16 protein-coding genes are annotated in these 15,882 nt (G+C 68.4%); 10 read left to right on the top strand and 6 right to left on the bottom strand.

The window, feature by feature from the left end; genetic code table 11:
- Positions 1-6 precede the first annotated feature (6 nt).
- Positions 7-1,479, top strand: coding sequence for an amidophosphoribosyltransferase (purF, locus tag IM776_RS01790; RefSeq protein WP_194421378.1), 1,473 nt, complete (start codon positions 7-9; stop codon positions 1,477-1,479).
- Positions 1,476-2,768 carry an MFS transporter gene (locus IM776_RS01795; protein WP_422730930.1) on the top strand — a complete coding sequence of 431 codons (1,293 nt, stop codon included), beginning with the start codon at positions 1,476-1,478 and terminating at the stop codon, positions 2,766-2,768. Before purF ends, IM776_RS01795 begins: the two co-directional genes overlap by 4 nt.
- Positions 2,769-2,853: 85 nt before the next feature.
- On the opposite strand, the gene IM776_RS01800 is transcribed toward IM776_RS01795, so the two are convergent.
- On the bottom strand, positions 2,854-3,042 hold the full coding sequence (locus IM776_RS01800) for a DUF3073 domain-containing protein (RefSeq protein WP_144794491.1): 189 nt from the start codon (positions 3,040-3,042) through the stop codon (positions 2,854-2,856).
- A gap of 150 nt (positions 3,043-3,192) precedes the next feature.
- Here IM776_RS01800 and IM776_RS01805 point away from each other — a divergent pair, with 150 nt between their 5' ends.
- Positions 3,193-3,735 carry a universal stress protein gene (locus IM776_RS01805; RefSeq protein ID WP_194421380.1) on the top strand — a complete coding sequence of 181 codons (543 nt, stop codon included), beginning with the start codon at positions 3,193-3,195 and terminating at the stop codon, positions 3,733-3,735.
- 12 nt (positions 3,736-3,747) lie between these two features.
- Here the strand turns inward: IM776_RS01805 and IM776_RS01810 are convergent, their stop codons facing one another.
- Both IM776_RS01810 and IM776_RS01815 read right to left on the bottom strand, forming a co-directional pair.
- Complete coding sequence (locus IM776_RS01810; RefSeq protein ID WP_194421381.1) at positions 3,748-4,380, bottom strand: PadR family transcriptional regulator; 633 nt, start codon at positions 4,378-4,380, stop codon at positions 3,748-3,750.
- Complete coding sequence (locus tag IM776_RS01815; RefSeq protein ID WP_194421383.1) at positions 4,377-5,216, bottom strand: DUF4097 family beta strand repeat-containing protein; 840 nt, start codon at positions 5,214-5,216, stop codon at positions 4,377-4,379. Before IM776_RS01815 ends, IM776_RS01810 begins: the two co-directional genes overlap by 4 nt.
- Before the next feature lie 166 nt (positions 5,217-5,382).
- Here IM776_RS01815 and IM776_RS01820 point away from each other — a divergent pair, with 166 nt between their 5' ends.
- From IM776_RS01820 to IM776_RS01830, 3 genes are read left to right on the top strand one after another with little or no spacing between them, the layout of a single operon-like run.
- The gene (locus IM776_RS01820; protein ID WP_194421385.1) at positions 5,383-6,168 is read left to right on the top strand and encodes a MerR family transcriptional regulator; all 786 of its coding nucleotides are present in this window, start codon (positions 5,383-5,385) and stop codon (positions 6,166-6,168) included.
- 29 nt (positions 6,169-6,197) lie between these two features.
- Positions 6,198-6,572 (top strand): hypothetical protein, encoded by a 375-nt coding sequence (locus tag IM776_RS01825; RefSeq protein ID WP_194421386.1) that lies wholly within the window; start codon positions 6,198-6,200, stop codon positions 6,570-6,572.
- 4 nt (positions 6,573-6,576) lie between these two features.
- Positions 6,577-7,371: a nitroreductase family protein gene (locus IM776_RS01830; RefSeq protein WP_194421387.1), complete on the top strand. Its 795-nt coding sequence runs from the start codon at positions 6,577-6,579 to the stop codon at positions 7,369-7,371.
- A 3-nt stretch (positions 7,372-7,374) separates the two neighbouring features.
- Here the strand turns inward: IM776_RS01830 and IM776_RS01835 are convergent, their stop codons facing one another.
- Together IM776_RS01835 and IM776_RS01840 are read right to left on the bottom strand one after the other, a co-directional pair.
- The gene (locus tag IM776_RS01835; protein ID WP_194421388.1) at positions 7,375-8,913 is read right to left on the bottom strand and encodes an FAD-dependent oxidoreductase; all 1,539 of its coding nucleotides are present in this window, start codon (positions 8,911-8,913) and stop codon (positions 7,375-7,377) included.
- A gap of 61 nt (positions 8,914-8,974) precedes the next feature.
- On the bottom strand, positions 8,975-9,961 hold the full coding sequence (locus tag IM776_RS01840) for a squalene cyclase (protein WP_194421389.1): 987 nt from the start codon (positions 9,959-9,961) through the stop codon (positions 8,975-8,977).
- Positions 9,962-10,030: 69 nt separating this feature from the next.
- On the opposite strand from IM776_RS01840, the gene IM776_RS01845 reads away from it, so the two are divergent.
- The 4 genes from IM776_RS01845 to IM776_RS01860 all read left to right on the top strand — a co-directional run bounded on the left by IM776_RS01845 (position 10,031) and on the right by IM776_RS01860 (position 14,582).
- Positions 10,031-10,411 carry a fluoride efflux transporter FluC gene (locus IM776_RS01845; protein ID WP_228479862.1) on the top strand — a complete coding sequence of 127 codons (381 nt, stop codon included), beginning with the start codon at positions 10,031-10,033 and terminating at the stop codon, positions 10,409-10,411.
- On the top strand, positions 10,408-10,785 hold the full coding sequence (locus IM776_RS01850; protein WP_194421390.1) for a fluoride efflux transporter FluC: 378 nt from the start codon (positions 10,408-10,410) through the stop codon (positions 10,783-10,785). Before IM776_RS01845 ends, IM776_RS01850 begins: the two co-directional genes overlap by 4 nt.
- Positions 10,786-10,852: 67 nt before the next feature.
- Complete coding sequence (locus tag IM776_RS01855; RefSeq protein ID WP_194421391.1) at positions 10,853-11,419, top strand: TetR/AcrR family transcriptional regulator; 567 nt, start codon at positions 10,853-10,855, stop codon at positions 11,417-11,419.
- Between the two features lie 16 nt (positions 11,420-11,435).
- The gene (locus tag IM776_RS01860; RefSeq protein WP_194421392.1) at positions 11,436-14,582 is read left to right on the top strand and encodes an efflux RND transporter permease subunit; all 3,147 of its coding nucleotides are present in this window, start codon (positions 11,436-11,438) and stop codon (positions 14,580-14,582) included.
- A gap of 273 nt (positions 14,583-14,855) precedes the next feature.
- Here the strand turns inward: IM776_RS01860 and IM776_RS01865 are convergent, their stop codons facing one another.
- The gene (locus IM776_RS01865) at positions 14,856-15,752 is read right to left on the bottom strand and encodes an aldose 1-epimerase family protein (RefSeq protein WP_228479863.1); all 897 of its coding nucleotides are present in this window, start codon (positions 15,750-15,752) and stop codon (positions 14,856-14,858) included.
- Positions 15,753-15,882: the final 130 nt, after the last annotated feature.

Here is a 15,882-nt window from a genome sequence, read left to right on the forward strand (position 1 = left end):
CACCCCATGTGCGGAATCGTCGGAGTGGTCGCAGGTGGCCCCGTCAACCAGGACATCTACGACGCACTGCTGCTGCTGCAGCACCGCGGACAGGATGCCACCGGCATGGCCACAGCCGAGCCGAACGGTGTCATGCACACGGCCAAGGCCGAGGGCATGGTGCGCGAGGCCTTCCGCACCCGCGACATGCGGTCCCTGCTCGGCAACGTCGGCCTCGGCCACGTCCGCTACGCCACCAAGGGCACGGCGTCCAGCGAAGAGGAGATGCAGCCGTTCTACGTGAACGCGCCGTACGGCATCGTCCTCATCCACAACGGCAACCTCACCAACACGCGTGAACTCACCGCAGACATGGCCAAGCGCGACCGCCGGCACCTGAACTCATCCAGCGACACCGAGCTGCTGCTGAACGTGCTCGCCGGCGAGCTGCAGGCCACGACCTCCCACGTCGACCTCGACCCCGAGCGCATCTTCGAGGCCGTCACCCGCACGCATGAGCGCATCGAAGGCGCCTACGCCGTCATCGCCGTGATCGCCGGTTACGGGCTGCTCGCGTTCCGCGACCCGTTCGGCATCCGACCGCTGATCCTCGGACGCCGTGACGGCAAGGCGACCGACGGCGGCAGCCGGGACGAGTGGATCGTCGCGAGCGAATCGCTCGTGCTCGAGAACGGCGACTACGAGGTCGTCCGCGAGGTCGCGCCGGGTGAGGCGGTCTTCATCACGGAGCAGGGCGAGCTGTTCACGCAGCAGTGCGCCACCGACGCGAAACTGTTCCCGTGCGCGTTCGAGTACGTCTACCTCGCCCGCCCAGACTCGATCATGAACGGCATCGCCGTCTACGAGTCGCGCCTGCGCATGGGGGAGCGCCTGGCCGACACGATCGCCAAGCACGTGCCGCGCGACAAGATCGATGTCGTCATGCCGATCCCCGACTCCGCTCGCCCCTCGGCCATGGAGGTCGCCCGCAAGCTCGGCATCGAGTACCGCGAGGGCTTCTACAAGAACCGCTACGTCGGACGCACCTTCATCATGCCGGGGCAGGCTGTGCGCAAGAAGAGCGTGCGCCAGAAGCTCAACGCGATGTCGACCGAGTTCCAGGGCAAGAACGTGCTGCTGATCGACGACTCGATCGTGCGCGGAACGACCAGCAAGCAGATCATCCAGATGGCTCGGGATGCGGGTGCGCTCTCGGTCACGTTCGCCTCAGCCGCCCCGCCGGTGCGCTACCCGCACGTGTACGGCATCAACATGCCGTCCAAGCACGAGCTGATCGCCCACGGCCGCACCATCCCTGAGATCGCCAAGGAGCTCGGGGTCGACCACCTCGTGTACCAGGAGGTCGAAGATCTCAAGGCGGCGATCATCGAGGGATCCGAGGTCGCCGACCTCGACATGAGCTGCTTCGACGGACGCTACGTCACCGGCACGGTCACCGACGAATACCTGGAATGGGTGGAGAGCTCCCAGAGTTCGTGACGTCGCCCCTGCCGCCGTGGCGGGGACGCACTCTCGCCGTCCTCGGGATCCTGCTCTGCGCGTTCTCGCTGCGCTCGGCCGTCGCCTCGCTGTCGCCGCTGCTCGATCACGTCGCCGCCGACTTCCCGCTGCCCACGGCCATCGTCGGCCTGATCGGCACGGCCCCGCCGGTATGTTTCGCGGTGTTCGGCCTGTGCACGCCGCTGCTCGAACGCCGCCTCGGCATCGAGCGGGTGACCGTCATCGCCCTCCTGGTGATCGCCGCTGGGCTGATCCTGCGGGGGCTCTCGTTCGCGTCGATCCCGCTGCTGCTCACCTCGGCGCTCATCTTCGCCGGCGTCGGCATGGGCAACATCCTGCTGCCGCCGCTGGTGAAGAAGTACTTCCCCGACCGCATCGGCACGATGATGACGCTCTATACGACGGCGATGTCCCTGTCGACGTTCCTGCCGCCGCTCGTGGCCGTGCCGGTGGCGGATGCCGCGGGCTGGCGCGTCTCGCTCGGACTCTGGGGCGTCTTCGCGATCGCCGGAGCGGTGCCGTGGATCATGATGCTCGTCACCGGGCGGACCGCGGGGCAGCCGGCAGCCCCCCGACCTGTCGTGCAGGTCGCTGAAACGATCGATCCCGCCGAGCTCTCCACCGGCCCGATCGCCGTCGCGCCCGCGAACTCACGCGTATTCGCGCGGCTGCTGCGGCTGCCGCTGGCCTGGGCGATCGCCGTCGTGTTCGGCACATCGTCGATCATGGCGTACGTCTCGTTCGCATGGCTGCCGGCGATCGTCACGGACGTCGCCGGCGTCTCCCCGGCCGTCGCGGGACTCCTGCTGTCGCTGTTCGCAGCCATGGGACTGCCGGCTTCACTGCTCGTTCCGGTGCTGGTGGTGCGCTTCCAGGCGACACGGACGCTGTTCGCCGTGGCCGTCGCCTGCGGGATCGGCGGCGTCCTCGGGCTGCTGTTCTGGTCGAACAGCGTCACCGTCTGGCTCTGGGTCGCGATCTTCGGGACCGTCGGCGTCCTGTTCCCCCTGGCGCTCGTACTCATCAGCATCCGCGCACGCACGCCCGAGAGCGCCGTCGCGCTGAGCAGCTTCGTGCAGAGCTCCGGCTACATCTTCGCCGCGATCTTCCCGCTGCTCGTGGGCGTGCTGCACGACGTCACTGGCGGATGGACCGTCTCGCTGATCGTCATCGGCGCCGTGCTCGTCGTGTCGATCCCGTTCGGGGTCATCGCCGGCCGGCGACGCACTGTCGAGGACGAGTGGGAGTCGCGTCACGGCGACTGGTGATCGCACCGGCCGCCGGGGGATCGGCCGGACGGAGACACGACGAAGACCCCGCTACCGATGTGGCGGGGTCTTCGAGCGCGAGAGGTCAGGCCTTCTCGAGCTCGTCTTCGTCTTCGTCCGCGTACTCGTCGGCCCACTTGTCGACGTAGGCGTTCTCGTCATCCGACGGGTGAGCAAGCTCGCGCTCCAGCGCAGAGTAATTCACCGACGGACTGTACGCCTTGAGTTCGCGGGCGATTTTGGTGTGTTTCGCCTTCTGACGGCCACGGCCCATGCGCGAGACCCCCTAACGAGTTCAGCTGCCGGGCGATCAGGCGCCCGGGGCATTTCACGACACCGGCGTGCGGCCGGTAAGAGTAGCATTCAGGATAGCACGAGGGCCAGGTCCTCTGGCCTTCGCCGGCAGGTGAAGGGAACGATATTCATGAGTGACGCAACCTCCTCCCCGTCCGACGAAGTGGCCCAGAATGCCGCGCTGCAGAAGGCTGTGATCGTGGGTATGCAGCCCGGTCAGTCCTCTCATGTGCTGGGGGAGGCCGCGCGCTTCGCGAAGCTGCTGAGCGTCCCCCTCGTCGTCGTCCATGTCGACGTCACGCGTTTCGTGACGTACGAGGATCCGGACGGCTACGTCCACTCCGCGCCGATCGACCTGAACATCGAAGCCGGCGCCGCCGAGTTCGACGAGGTGCAGGCCGAGGCGGCGACCGCGCTGCAAGGCAGCGGCCTGAACTGGACTGCACGCCAGCTCGTCGGCGATCCCGCCCTGGCGATCAAGCAGCTCGCGAACAAGCTCGACGCACAGCTCATCGTCGTCGGCACCCGCAAGCGCGGCCTGGGCGAATCGATCCGCGAGTTCTTCACCGGTTCGGTGGCCGCCCGTCTGGCTCACCGGCAGCACCGTTCGATCCTGGTGGTGCCGCTGGAGGAATCCGTTCCGGACGACCAGACCGAGATCTGGACCGAGTAGCGCCAGGGCGAGTCAGCGGTCGGGTGAGCCGAGCGCTCGGGTCACCGCGCGAGCCGCGGCATCCAGAGCGGTCTCGAGTTCCGCCACGACGTTCTCGGCGAGCACGCCACCGCGTGCGACGTGGGTCCGAAGATCGGTGCGCACACGCGCGCGGAACGCATTGACCGCCGCATCGGCGCGATGCAGCTGCTCGCGACTGGTGACCCGCTCGTCGCCCATGGGACGTGCGGTCGACGGGCGCGTCTTCGCGGCGGTCCGCTCATCGTTCGCGGCGGCGGCGAGATCGGCGCGAAGGCTCTTCATCGCGTCCTGCACGCTCTGGCGCACTTCGCTCGCGATGAGGCGGACCGAATCGGCGAGACCCGACTCGATGCCGGCGAGGTCTCCCTCGCGACCGGCGAGCTCAGCGCGACCGGCATCCGTGATCGCGTAGATCGTGGTGCGGCCGTCGACGGTCTTGGTGACCAGGCCCTCCTCCTCGAGCTTCGCGAGCCGCGGGTAGATGGTGCCGGCGCTCGGTGTGTACGTGCCGCCGGTGCGGTCAGTGAGCGCCTGGATGATGCCGTAGCCGTGCTGCGGCGCCTCGGCGAGCAGCGAAAGCAGATACAGCCGCAGGTCGCCGTGCGAGAAGACGGCGGGGGTCATGAGTCCCACTCCTCGTCGTCGGCGACCGTGGTCAACGGCCGGCGCAGCACCGTCGTGTCTCCGGACACCGAGTTGGTGCGCAGGTCGACGAACGAGCCGGCGAGCTCGCCCGTGGAGCCGGTGAAATTCGTCGGTCCCGAGCCTGCGCGATCGACGCCGTCGATCATGACGCCGCCGCTCATCGAGCGCACGACGTAGTTGGCCGGCAGCGTCTCCTCGAGGCGGATCGTGCTGTTGCCCGAGACGGTGTTCAGGTTGATGGTGTTCACAGCGCCCGCGGCATCCACCCAGATGCTGCCGGAGACCGTGTCGACGGTCGCCTTGCGCACCGAGCCGGTGAGTGCGACATCGCCGGAGACGCTGTTCGCGTTCGCGGTGCCGGTGAGACCGCGCACCTGAACGTCGCCGGAGACGGAGTTCAGGGTCAGGTCGCCCGAGTGCGTGTCGACGATGATGTCGCCGGAGACGGTGTTGAGCCGGGCATCGTTCGCGAGGCCCGAGACGAGTGCGCCGGCGCTGACGACGCCGAGGTTCAGGGCGATGCTGCGGGGGACGGCGACGCTGACCTCGGCGCGGGGTCCGCCCGAGCCGAAGTTGCGGAACACCTCGAGGAAGTTGTCCCAGCCCAGCTGGGGGTGGTCGATCTCGATCTGCGTCCCGTCGGATTCGATGCGGAGGTCTTTCACCGTCACGCCGCTCACTTCGATGCGGATGCCGGGTTCGTCGTGGGCGATGACGTCGACCTGACCGCCGACCAGGCCGACCTTGAGCCGTGTCGCCTGGGCGATGTCGATGACGCGTTCCTCGCCGGGGGCGATGAGCCACTTCTCGGTCATGGGGTTCTCCTTGGTTGGTTCACGGGCTGCGTGATCGCGATATATCGCGTTGGGAAGAGAATAACACGATATATCGCGAGTTCGCCAAGAAATCTTCTCGGAAGCGCTTGACCTTGACGCAACGTCAACTTCTACCGTGGAGACATCGGAGAGAAGGGCGAATGCCGTGAGCACACGCGACTGGTCGATCCAGGAGATCGCCCGGCTGGCCGGAACCACGAGCAGGACACTGCGTCACTACGACGACATCGGACTGCTCACCCCCTCGCGCATCGCGCACAACGGCTACCGCCATTACGACCAGGCGGCTCTCGTGCGCCTGCAGCGGATCCTTCTGCTGCGGGAGCTCGGGCTCGGTCTGCCGCAGATCGGCGAGGTGCTCGGCACATCGCCCGAAGGTGCCGCCGAGGCATCCGCTCTCGAGACGCACCTCGCGTACCTGCGCGAGGAGCGGAACCGGCTGGCGCGGCAGATCGCGTCGGTCGAATCAACCATCAACGCATTGAAAGCAGGTGAATCCCTCATGGCAGAGAACATGTTCGACGGGTTCGACCACCAGCACAAGGACGAGGTCGAACAGCGCTGGGGCAAGAAGGCCTATGCCGACAGCGACCGCTGGTGGCGCGGGATGACGGACGTCGAGCGCGCCGAATGGCAGCAGCTCGTGTCCGATCTCGGGCGCGACTGGATCGCCGCAGCCGAGACCGGCGCGACGCCCGAGTCCGATGAGGCACAGGCGCTCGCTCAGCGCCACGTGGACTGGCTGACCGGGGTGCCCGGCACGCCGGCATCCGCCCCTGGTGGCGACACCAAGGCGTACGTGATCGGTCTCGGCGAGATGTACGTCGCCGACCCGCGCTTCGGCGCGAACTACGCGACGGCCGACGGCAGCACGCGAGGAGCGGAGTTCGTCCGCGACGCGCTGCGCATCTACGCCGAGGCGAACCTCTAGTCCCGGGCGGCGACGCGTAGGGTCGAGGCATGTTCCGCCGCAGGAGCCCCTCGACCGCAGTGCCGCTGTTCGCGGCGGCGGCGGTCAGCTACGCCGCGAACAGCGCGCTGGGGTCGGCGGTCGCCGTGAAGCTCATCGACAGCAGCGGCTTCCGGTGGCTGCACCACGCGCTGTACATCATCACCTGCGTCGCCGTGGCCGCTGCCGTCGGCGTCGGGTGGTGGGCACGGCCGCAGTCGGCGAACCGGCCGGCCGCGATGGCACTGCTGCCCGCCGCCGTGCCACTCACCGCCATCCCGTTCGTGAGAACGCACAGCCGACGGCATCCGCTCGTCGCGCTCGCCGCCGCACCCTTCATCGTCGCGGGCCTCCTGCGCTCGCTCCGCCCGTCCGATCGGAAGTGACCGCATGGAACTGCTCGACGCCATCCACCGCCGCAAGACCACGAACGGGCCGTTCCTGCCCGAGCCGGTCTCGGAGGAGCACCAGAAGATCCTCCTCGAGGCCGCCGGGCGGGCGCCCTCGCAGCTGAACAGCCAGCCGTGGCGATTCGTCGTCGTCGAGACTCGGGAGACGATCGAAGAGATCGCGCGCATCTCGGGCGAGAGCACGACCGAAGCGATGTCCAACGGCACGTTCTTCGAACGGTACAAGCCGTACTTCCGGTTCAGTCAGGCCGAGATGGATGAGAAGCGAAGCGGAATGCTGTTCGACAAGCTGCCCGCAGCCCTGCGCCCCTTCACGAGCCAGGTGTTCACCAGACGCGGTCAGAAGCTGATGAACACGTTCGGAGTGCCCAGAACCCTCGGCGAGGAGAATCGCAGGCTGGTGGCGGGCTCTCCGCTCCTGCTCGGTGTCATGCTCGACCGGAGCGAGCACCGCCCGGGGGAGCTGTCGTCGTTCTATTCGGTGTTCAGCATGGGCGCCGCGATGGAGAACGTGTGGCTGACGACGGTCGAGCTCGGCATGGGCATCCAGTTCGTCTCCTTCCCGATGGAGGTTCCCGGCCGGTGGGAGGAGATCGTGCGCCTGCTGCGGGTGCCTGACGACCTTGAACTGATGGCCGTCTATCGGCTGGGCTATCTGCCCGCAGAGCAGCGGCGGCCGGCGATCGACTGGTCGAGCAGTCAGCGCAGGCTCGCTTCACAGTACGTCTTCCGCGAGGACTGCGAGACTCCGCAACAGGGCTGGGACGAGAGCTGAGGCTCAGTCCTTCGCGCGGGGAACCGCGCGGGGAACACGTCGCAGATCACGAAGCGCCGGACCTTCGATGCGCGTGCCGTCGGGTGCGAAGCGCGAGGCGTGCAGCGGGCAGTCCCAGGTGCACTCCGCGTCGTTCCAGTCCAGCACGCCGCCCATATGGGTGCAGATCGCGCCGACGCCGCGGGTGACGCCGTCGACGGTCGAGATGCCCACCGGACGGGCGGACCGGTTGGCCACTACGCCGTTGCCCTCCGCGGGCCGGGCGACGGGGACGGACCTCGACTCGGCATCCTTCCAGCCGGAGGCGAGCTCGGCGGCGACCTTGGCGCCCTCCGCGGCGCCGCGCGCGATGTCGGCCGGCACCGTCAGTCTCGTGCCGATCGTAGTCATCCACTCCGGCCGGTCGCGCCGGGAGGTGCCGAGGATCTCGGCGGTGAGGCGCAGCGCCGCCGCGGGCGCATTCGAGAGGCCCCACTTCGCGTAGCCGGTCGCGAACCGGATGCGGCCGAGGCCACGGGGCATCGCTCCGACGAAGGGGATCAGGTTGTGCGACTCGTAGTCCTGAGCCGACCATCGATGCGTCTCCTCCGCGCCGGGGAAATACTGCCGGGTCCACGCCACGATGTCCTCGATCGCCGCGGTCTCACCGTCGGAACGCCCGACCGGATGGCCGTTGCCGCCCACGACCAGCTGCGCCGCATCGTGTGGCCCGTCGGCTTCTGAGACGGGACGGATAGAACGGGTGGCTCCGTCGACGGAGATGAAGGTGCCCTCCGGCAGCCCGCTCGGAACGCGGAACGACACGCAGTAGGAACGCATCCCTCGCACCTTCGCGAAGTAGAGACCGCGGTCGATGATCGGGGTGCCGGTCGCGAGCACGATGTGCTCGGCGAACACGGGGCCCTCCGCGGTGTCGACTCGCGCTCTGGGGAGCGCGTGCGCCCCCGTCACGCGGATGCCGGTGTGCAGAGTCCCGCCGGCTTCGAGCAGGGCCCCCGCCAGCGCTCGCGTGACCTGCACCGGATCGATGGTCACCTGATCGTCGAGCGCGACGGCCCCGGCCGCCGGGAACGGTGCTGTCGACAGGTCGCTCGCCGCGAGCATCCGGGCGGGCAGGCCCGCTTCGCGTGCGGCGTCGTACGTGGACTTCGCGGCATCCAGGCCTTCGACGGTCGTCGCGTACGAATGGTCCGTGCGCCGGCGATACCGGACTCCCGACGAATCCGCGAATCCCGTAAGCCACTGCATGCCGGCCCGGTTGGCGTCCACATAGGCGCGCACGAGCGATCCCGGATGATGCCGGCGGATCCGGGCGAGCTGCTGGCCCTGCAGCAGCGATACCTTGCCGGTGTTGCCGCCCGATGTCAGCTCGGCGACGTCACCGGAATCGATCACCGCGACATCCAGGCCCTCGCGAGCCAGCATCACCGCGGTCGACAAGCCGGTGAGGCCCGCGCCGACGATGACAGCGTCATGGTGCGACTCGGGCGCGAACGGCGAGCCGAGCGGAACGGTCGGGTTGAGCTTCCACAGAGGTGTCATGGTGTCAGTCAACGCCGCCAGTATCCCTGCACCCACAGCCTTGACATCCGTGCGATGCGTTCTATGCAGGGACGGATTCCAGACGGCCGGCGTCCCACCAGTCGAGCACGCGTGTGCCGATGAGGGTCAGCCAGCGTGACGACTGCCCCTCAGGGACGTCGATGTCGAACCAGGTTCTTCCGCGGAGCGGAGCCGCCTGCAGCCAGGTTCCGTCGGGTTGCCGCTTCGAGCGCACCAGTTCGACGGCGCCCGCCAGCCGGTCGTCCGGCGGCGACTGCTCGGCGAGCGACACGTCGCGGAAGTGGTCGAGCGCCGCCAGCGCGCTGTAGCGGTGACGATTCGGGTACACGAACTCGCTCACGAAGCTCCCGACGACCTCTCCGGTGGACAACCGGCGCATCAGCCGCCTCTCGAGGAGGTACTCCTCGCCGCGGTGACGCGCACCGCGCATCGACAGGTCGCCCGTGATCCGCTCGTAGGCCAGGATGCCGCGGACGGCGTTCAGCGTCGAGTGGAAGGACGAGCGGATCGAGTCGCCCTCCTCGGCCTCGCAGTTCCAGCCGCCGTCGGCGAGCCGGTGGGTGGGGAACCACTCCACCAGCCGCGAGACGTCCGCGCCGAGCCAGGCGCCGGCCGAGAGCGTGAACGCGTTGATGCAGACGTCGACCTCGCCGCCCCAGAAGGGCATGTCGTCATACTCCCAGTGGCAGTTCGCCGCGAGCTTCTCGGCCGTGCCGGCGAGAGCTGCGGCATCCACACCCCACTCCCGCAGATCCTTGAGCGACCAACTCGTTGCGACCCACGGCTGACCAGGATCCTCACGTTCTGCGCTGTCGAAGAATCCGGCCGGGAAATGCGCGCCTCCGGCCCACGGGCCGTCGGCGTCCTGCTTCGCGAGCAGCGCCGAGCCGAATCCTTCGGTCACCACGCGGGCTCGCGTCGCCTGCCACACCTCGTCGCCGGCGCCGAGCAGGTCGCGTTCGACCTGCCATCGGATGGCCGGGTCGGAGTCGAGGAGCCATTCCAGGGTGCGCGCGGGAGCCGACATGCTCGCACGCTACTCCGGTCGGGTGCGCTTCGACAGACTCGGCGATCGGCCGCGGCTAGAGTTGCCGACGTGACCCTCGGCCGTCTGCTCCTCGTCGTGCTGGGCGGGATGCTGGGCACGGCGGGCCGGCTGGGCATCGGGCTCCTGGTGCCGGATGCCGCCGGCATCCCTCTTGCGACCCTTTCCGTCAACATCTTCGGTGCGCTGCTCATCGGCCTGCTGGCGGCTCGCCTGCCGCGAGCGTCTGGTACGCGCGTCTTCCTCGGCACCGGCATCCTGGGTGGGTTCACCACCTACAGCGCGTTCGTGGTCGGATCGGTGGAACTGTGGTCGAGCACTCCGCTGGTCGCTGTGGCCTATGCGGTACTCACTCTCGGGCTGGGAATCGCCGCCGCAGCGGCCGGCCTGCGCCTCGGACGCCCCGGCCCACGGGCGAGGAGTCAGCGATGACGCCGCTCGTCTTCGTGTATGCATCCATCGCCGGCGGCGCCGGCGCCGGCCTGCGGTACCTCGTCGACGTCGGCACGATGACATTGATAGGCGCTGGGTCGCTCACGAAGGGACGATTCCCCTGGGGGATCGTCATCGTGAACGTCACTGGGTCGTTCGCGCTCGGGGTGGTCACGGCATCCGTCCCCGATGCCGCGTTCGTCGTCGGCGCCGGCCTCCTCGGCGGCTACACGACGTTCAGCACCGCGATGCTCGACACCCTGGCGCTGTGGTGCGACGGCGAACGTCCGGCCGCGGCCGGGCACCTGCTCGGGACGTTCGCGGCGACGGTCATCGCGGCGCTCGCCGGCCTCGGGCTCGGCACGCTTCTCTGAAACTGAACTCAGCCGCTGCACAGGCCTGTTCTGTACAAAAGTACATGTACTGAAGTCCAGGAGATCCATGCCCGATTCCCCGCGCCGCCGACGAGACCCGGAGGCCCGCCGCAACGCGATCGTGCTCGCCGCGGCTGAGTTGATCATCGAGGTCGGCGTCGATGCGATCACGCACCGCATGGTCGCCGCGCGCGCCGACGTTCCTCTCGGTGCGACGACGCAGTACTTCGACACTCTCGACGATCTCCGCGAAGCAGCCCTCCAGCTGCTCGTCTCGCACGTCGAGGTGCAGATGCAGCGGATGCGCGAGACGCTCGACGCCGACGGAGCGACCGCGTCGGTGATCGCCGCGCTCCTCTCCCGGGCGATGGCCGATGTGCAGAGCATGCAGGCCGACCGCGCGGTCGTCACTGCCGCTGTGCACGATCCGAAGCTGCGCGAGATCGCGCGCAGCTGGTCGCGCGATCTCGTGGCCATCCTCGAGCCGGTGCACGGATCCGCGCGCGCGACGGCTGCTGCCGTCTTCCTGGACGGCGTACTCTGGCACTCGCAGATCAACGATGCTCCGCTCCCGCGCCACATCATCGAAACCGCACTCGCCGGCATCCTCGGCGACGACAGCCGCACCACCTGATCCGGGAGAACAAGCCGTGTCGAACCTCGCCGTCCTCAGCCTTCGCAACCGTGCGCTGATCGCTCTCATCACGATCGTGGCCGCAGTGTTCGGCGGGCTCGCACTGACGAACCTGAAGCAGGAGCTCATTCCCTCGCTCGAGCTGCCGGCGCTCGTCGTCATGACGACGTACCCGGGTGCTTCGCCCGAGGTCGTCGAAAACGATGTGTCGACCCCGATCGAGACGGCGATCCAGGGCGTGCCGGGTCTCGAATCGACCAGCGCGACGAGCACGACGAACGCGTCGATCATCCAGGCGACGTTCGCCTACGGCGAGAACCTCGCGACGGCAGAGCAGAAGATGCAGCAGTCGATCAACCGCATCTCCTCCCAGCTTCCGGAGGACGTCGAGCCGCAGGTTCTGTCGGTGTCGATCGACGACTTCCCCGTCATCCAGGTCGCCGTCACCGGTTTCGATGACGCCGAGACCGCGCAGGCTGACCTTGAGAACGTCGCGATCCCGGCGCTGGAGGACGTCGACGGCGTCAACGCCGCAGAGATCGTCGGCGGGCTGGGGCAGCAGATCACCATCACGCCCGACCAGGCGGACCTCGCCGCTGCGGGCGTGAGCACCCAGGCGATCCGGGATGCCCTGCAGCAGAACGGCACGCTCTTCCCTGGCGGCGACATCACCGAGGACGGCCAGACCCTCACTGTGCAGACCGGTGCGAAGATCGCCTCGGTCGACGAGATCGCCGCGCTTCCGCTCGTCGGGACGGATGCCACGATCGCCGACGTCGCGACCGTGGCGCTCGAGTCCGAACCGGTCTCGTCGATCTCGCGCGTCAACGGCGAGGACGCCCTGTCGATCTCGATCACGAAGCTCCCCGCCGCGAACACCGTCGAGGTGTCGAACGGCGTGGTGACCGCGATCGATGAGCTCCGGGAGAGCTTCCCGGATGCCGATTTCACTGTCGTCTTCGATCAGGCGCCGTTCATCGTCCAGTCGATCGAGACGCTCGCCACCGAGGGCCTGCTCGGTCTCGTGTTCGCCGTCATCGTCATCCTGGTGTTCCTGCTGTCGATCCGCTCGACCCTGGTGACGGCGATCTCGATCCCCACCAGCGTCCTGATCACCTTCATCGGGCTTCAGGCCTTCGGTTACTCGCTGAACATCCTGACCCTGGGCGCCCTCACGATCGCGATCGGCCGTGTGGTCGACGACTCCATCGTCGTGATCGAGAACATCAAGCGGCACTACGTCGGAGATGCCGACAAGGGAGACGCGATCCGCCTCGCGGTGCGCGAGGTGGCCGCGGCCATCACGGCATCCACCATCACCACCGTCGCAGTGTTCGTGCCGATCGTGTTCGTCGGCGACATGGTCGGGGAGCTCTTCCGCCCGTTCGCGATGACCGTGACGATCGCGATGGTCGCGTCGCTGCTGGTGGCGCTGACGATCGTGCCGGTGCTGGCGTACTGGTTCCTCAAGCCCGGCAAGGAGCTGAAGGATGAGAACGGGCAGGTGGTCGATCCGGAGCACCCGGATGCTCCGCCCACTGCGCTGCAGCGCGCATACCGCCCGATCCTCAACTGGACGCTCAAGCACTCCGGCCTTACGGTGATCATCGCGGTCGTCGTGCTCGGCGGGACGCTGGCAGCAGCTCCGCTGATGAAGATCAACTTCCTCAGCGACACCGGTCAGAACACGATGACCGTCACGCAGGACCTCGGTCCGACGGCGAGCCTCGAGGCGAAGGATGCCGCGGCCGCGGAGGTCGAGGATGCGCTCGAGGGCGTCGACGGCATCGAGAACGTGCAGGTCTCGATCGGCTCCAGCGGCTCCTCTCTCATGGACGCCTTCTCGGGAGGGGCCGGCGTGACGTACTCGATCATGACGTCGTCCGACGTCGATCAGGAGCAGCTCCGCGCCGACGTGCTGGATGCCACGGCCGATCTCGAGGGCGTCGGCGATATCAGCGTCGCAGCCTCTGCCGGGTTCGGCTCGACCGACATCGAGGTGAACATCACCGCCCCGAACGGCGAAGCGCTCACCGAGGCGACCGCAGCGGTGACCGATGAGCTGGAGGGGCGTGACGGCATCGGACAGGTCACTGACAACCTGGCCGCCTCCCTGCCGTACATCGCCGTGGTCGTCGACCGCGACGCCGCAGCCGATCTCGGCCTGTCAGAAGCCGCCGTCGGTCAGATCGTGTCGAGCACGATGCGCCCGCAGCAGATCGGATCGGTCGAGCTGAACGACACCGCGCTCACCGTCCTGCTCGCGGCCGAAGAGCCGCCGGCGACCGCGGACGACCTGCGTGCGCTCACGATCCCGACGCCCACCGGTCTCGTGCAGCTGACGGATGTCGCCTCGGTCGAGGAGGCCGAGGGGCCGACCTCGATCACGACCGAGCAGGGGCGCCGGACGGCGACTATCACCGTTCCGCCGGCGTCGGACAACCTCGCGACGGCGACCGCGTCGGTCACCGCGGCGCTCGAGACCGTCGAACTGCCTGACGGCGCTTCGGCAGAGGTCGGCGGCGTCGCCTCGCAGCAGGCCGACTCGTTCTCGCAGCTGGGGCTGGCGATGCTCGCCGCGATCCTCATCGTCTACGTCGTGATGGTGGCGACGTTCAAGTCGCTGCGCCAGCCGCTGCTGCTGCTCATCTCGGTGCCGTTCGCGGCGACCGGCGCGATCCTGCTGCAGATCGCGACCGGCGTGCCGCTGGGCGTGGCATCCCTCATCGGCGTGCTGATGCTGATCGGCATCGTGGTGACGAACGCGATCGTGCTCGTCGACCTGGTGAATCAGTACCGGGAGAGGGGCCTGCCGACCAGGGATGCTGTGATGGCGGGCGGCGAGAAGCGTCTGCGGCCGATCCTCATGACGGCGCTCGCGACGATCTTCGCGCTCACGCCGATGGCGCTCGGCATCACCGGTCACGGCGGATTCATCTCGCAGCCGCTGGCGATCGTCGTGATCGGCGGACTCGTGTCGTCGACCGTGCTGACGCTGATCGTGCTGCCGACCCTTTACAACCTCGTCGAGGGCGCGCGCGAGCGCCGGCGGGCGCGCAAGGGCGGTCCGGATGGCGGAGTCTCGAGTGCCGATGGTGCGCCCGAGCCCGACGAGCCGGAGCACCCGCTGAGCCGTCGCGAGCTGCGCGAGCACCACAGCTGAGGTGGTCGTTCGGGCGAGGCGGTGCGGCTGAAGGAGGGCGCGCGGCTGGGTGAGGCTTCGACTCGTCGCTGCGCTCCTCGCTCAGCCCGTTTCGTGTCGCTCCGCTCGCTCAACGACCCGCGGGGAGAGCTCCGCGCGCAGGGAGAGACACCGCGGAACGACGGCCCGCAGGCATCATCAGTTGCGGGTCGTTGAGCGGAGGCGCGGAGCGCCGAAGACGACGGGTTGAGCGGAGGCGGCGCAGCCGCCGCAGTCGAAACCTCAGATCCGACCTCAGCCGAGCTCGATCCCCCACGACGCTTCCCACGTCTCGCCCGGCGCGAGCCGCCGGATGCCGAGACCGCTGTTGAGCGCATCCGCCGGTGCCGTCATCGGCTCGATCGCGACAGCGAACTCCTGCCCTGGATACCCCGTCGTCGTGTACACCTGCACGAAGTCGAAGCCCGCGCCCTGCCACAGTGTGACGCGACGGCCGTCCGGAGCGGTGATCGAATGCCGAACCCGGCCGTCGTCGTCACGGCTCAGGTCGGTGAAGCCGGTGTCGAGCGAGATGCCGCCGAGACGGATGCCCTCGCGCAGCGCTGAAGGCGCCGGCGACGTTCCCGTCGGCAGCATCCGCTCGTCCGTGTCGAACTGCGTGGCTGCCGGCACGCGCAGGACGAGCTCGCGCGGATCCGCATCGCCGATCGTCACGAACGGATGTGTTCCGAGGGCGACCGGGGCCGGAGCATCCGACCGGTTCGTGAGGGTGTGCGTGACCTGGATGCCGGCATCCGTCAGCGTGTACGTGACCGACGTCGCGATCTCGTACGGGTATCCGGTCTGCGGGTGGATCGTCGCGCGGAGGGTGGCCGCGGCATCCGCCTGCTCGATCTCGTACGCCGTGAAGCGGAGCAGACCGTGGCTGGCGTTGCCGAACTTGGGCTCCGTGATCGCGAGCTGGCGCCCGGTGCCGGCATCCTGCCAGGCGCCGTCGCGCACGCGATTCGGCCAGGGCGCGAGAACGACGCCGGAGCACGACGGCGTCGGGACGTCCTCGGGGTATCGCGAGATGAGGTCCACGCCGCCGACGGCGAGCCCGCGCAGGGATGCTCCCACCTGCGCGATCTGGGCGGTGACGCGACCGCGCGTCAGTTGGATCTGGGTGCCGGTGGGGGAGAGAGTCGTCACCCGGACATCGTACGGGGGTCTTTCCCAGGTGCCGCCGGTAGACTGTCCCGGTCGGCTTCGAGCACCCGCCGTTCGCGCGGGGTCTTGCAAGTGTGAGCTCAGGGGCCGATGGTTCATAAACCATCACATG

This window comes from Microbacterium abyssi (assembly GCF_015277895.1).
Classification (GTDB): domain Bacteria; phylum Actinomycetota; class Actinomycetes; order Actinomycetales; family Microbacteriaceae; genus Microbacterium; species Microbacterium abyssi.

Coding starts and splice junctions, on each gene's coding strand:
- purF (WP_194421378.1), top strand. CDS start 7: ATGTGCGGAATCGTCGGAGTGGTCGCAGGTGGCCCCGTCAACCAGGAC.
- IM776_RS01800 (WP_144794491.1), bottom strand. CDS start 3,042: ATGGGCCGTGGCCGTCAGAAGGCGAAACACACCAAAATCGCCCGCGAA.
- IM776_RS01805 (WP_194421380.1), top strand. CDS start 3,193: ATGAGTGACGCAACCTCCTCCCCGTCCGACGAAGTGGCCCAGAATGCC.
- IM776_RS01810 (WP_194421381.1), bottom strand. CDS start 4,380: ATGACCCCCGCCGTCTTCTCGCACGGCGACCTGCGGCTGTATCTGCTT.
- IM776_RS01815 (WP_194421383.1), bottom strand. CDS start 5,216: ATGACCGAGAAGTGGCTCATCGCCCCCGGCGAGGAACGCGTCATCGAC.
- IM776_RS01825 (WP_194421386.1), top strand. CDS start 6,198: ATGTTCCGCCGCAGGAGCCCCTCGACCGCAGTGCCGCTGTTCGCGGCG.
- IM776_RS01830 (WP_194421387.1), top strand. CDS start 6,577: ATGGAACTGCTCGACGCCATCCACCGCCGCAAGACCACGAACGGGCCG.
- IM776_RS01835 (WP_194421388.1), bottom strand. CDS start 8,913: ATGACACCTCTGTGGAAGCTCAACCCGACCGTTCCGCTCGGCTCGCCG.
- IM776_RS01840 (WP_194421389.1), bottom strand. CDS start 9,961: ATGTCGGCTCCCGCGCGCACCCTGGAATGGCTCCTCGACTCCGACCCG.
- IM776_RS01850 (WP_194421390.1), top strand. CDS start 10,408: ATGACGCCGCTCGTCTTCGTGTATGCATCCATCGCCGGCGGCGCCGGC.
- IM776_RS01855 (WP_194421391.1), top strand. CDS start 10,853: ATGCCCGATTCCCCGCGCCGCCGACGAGACCCGGAGGCCCGCCGCAAC.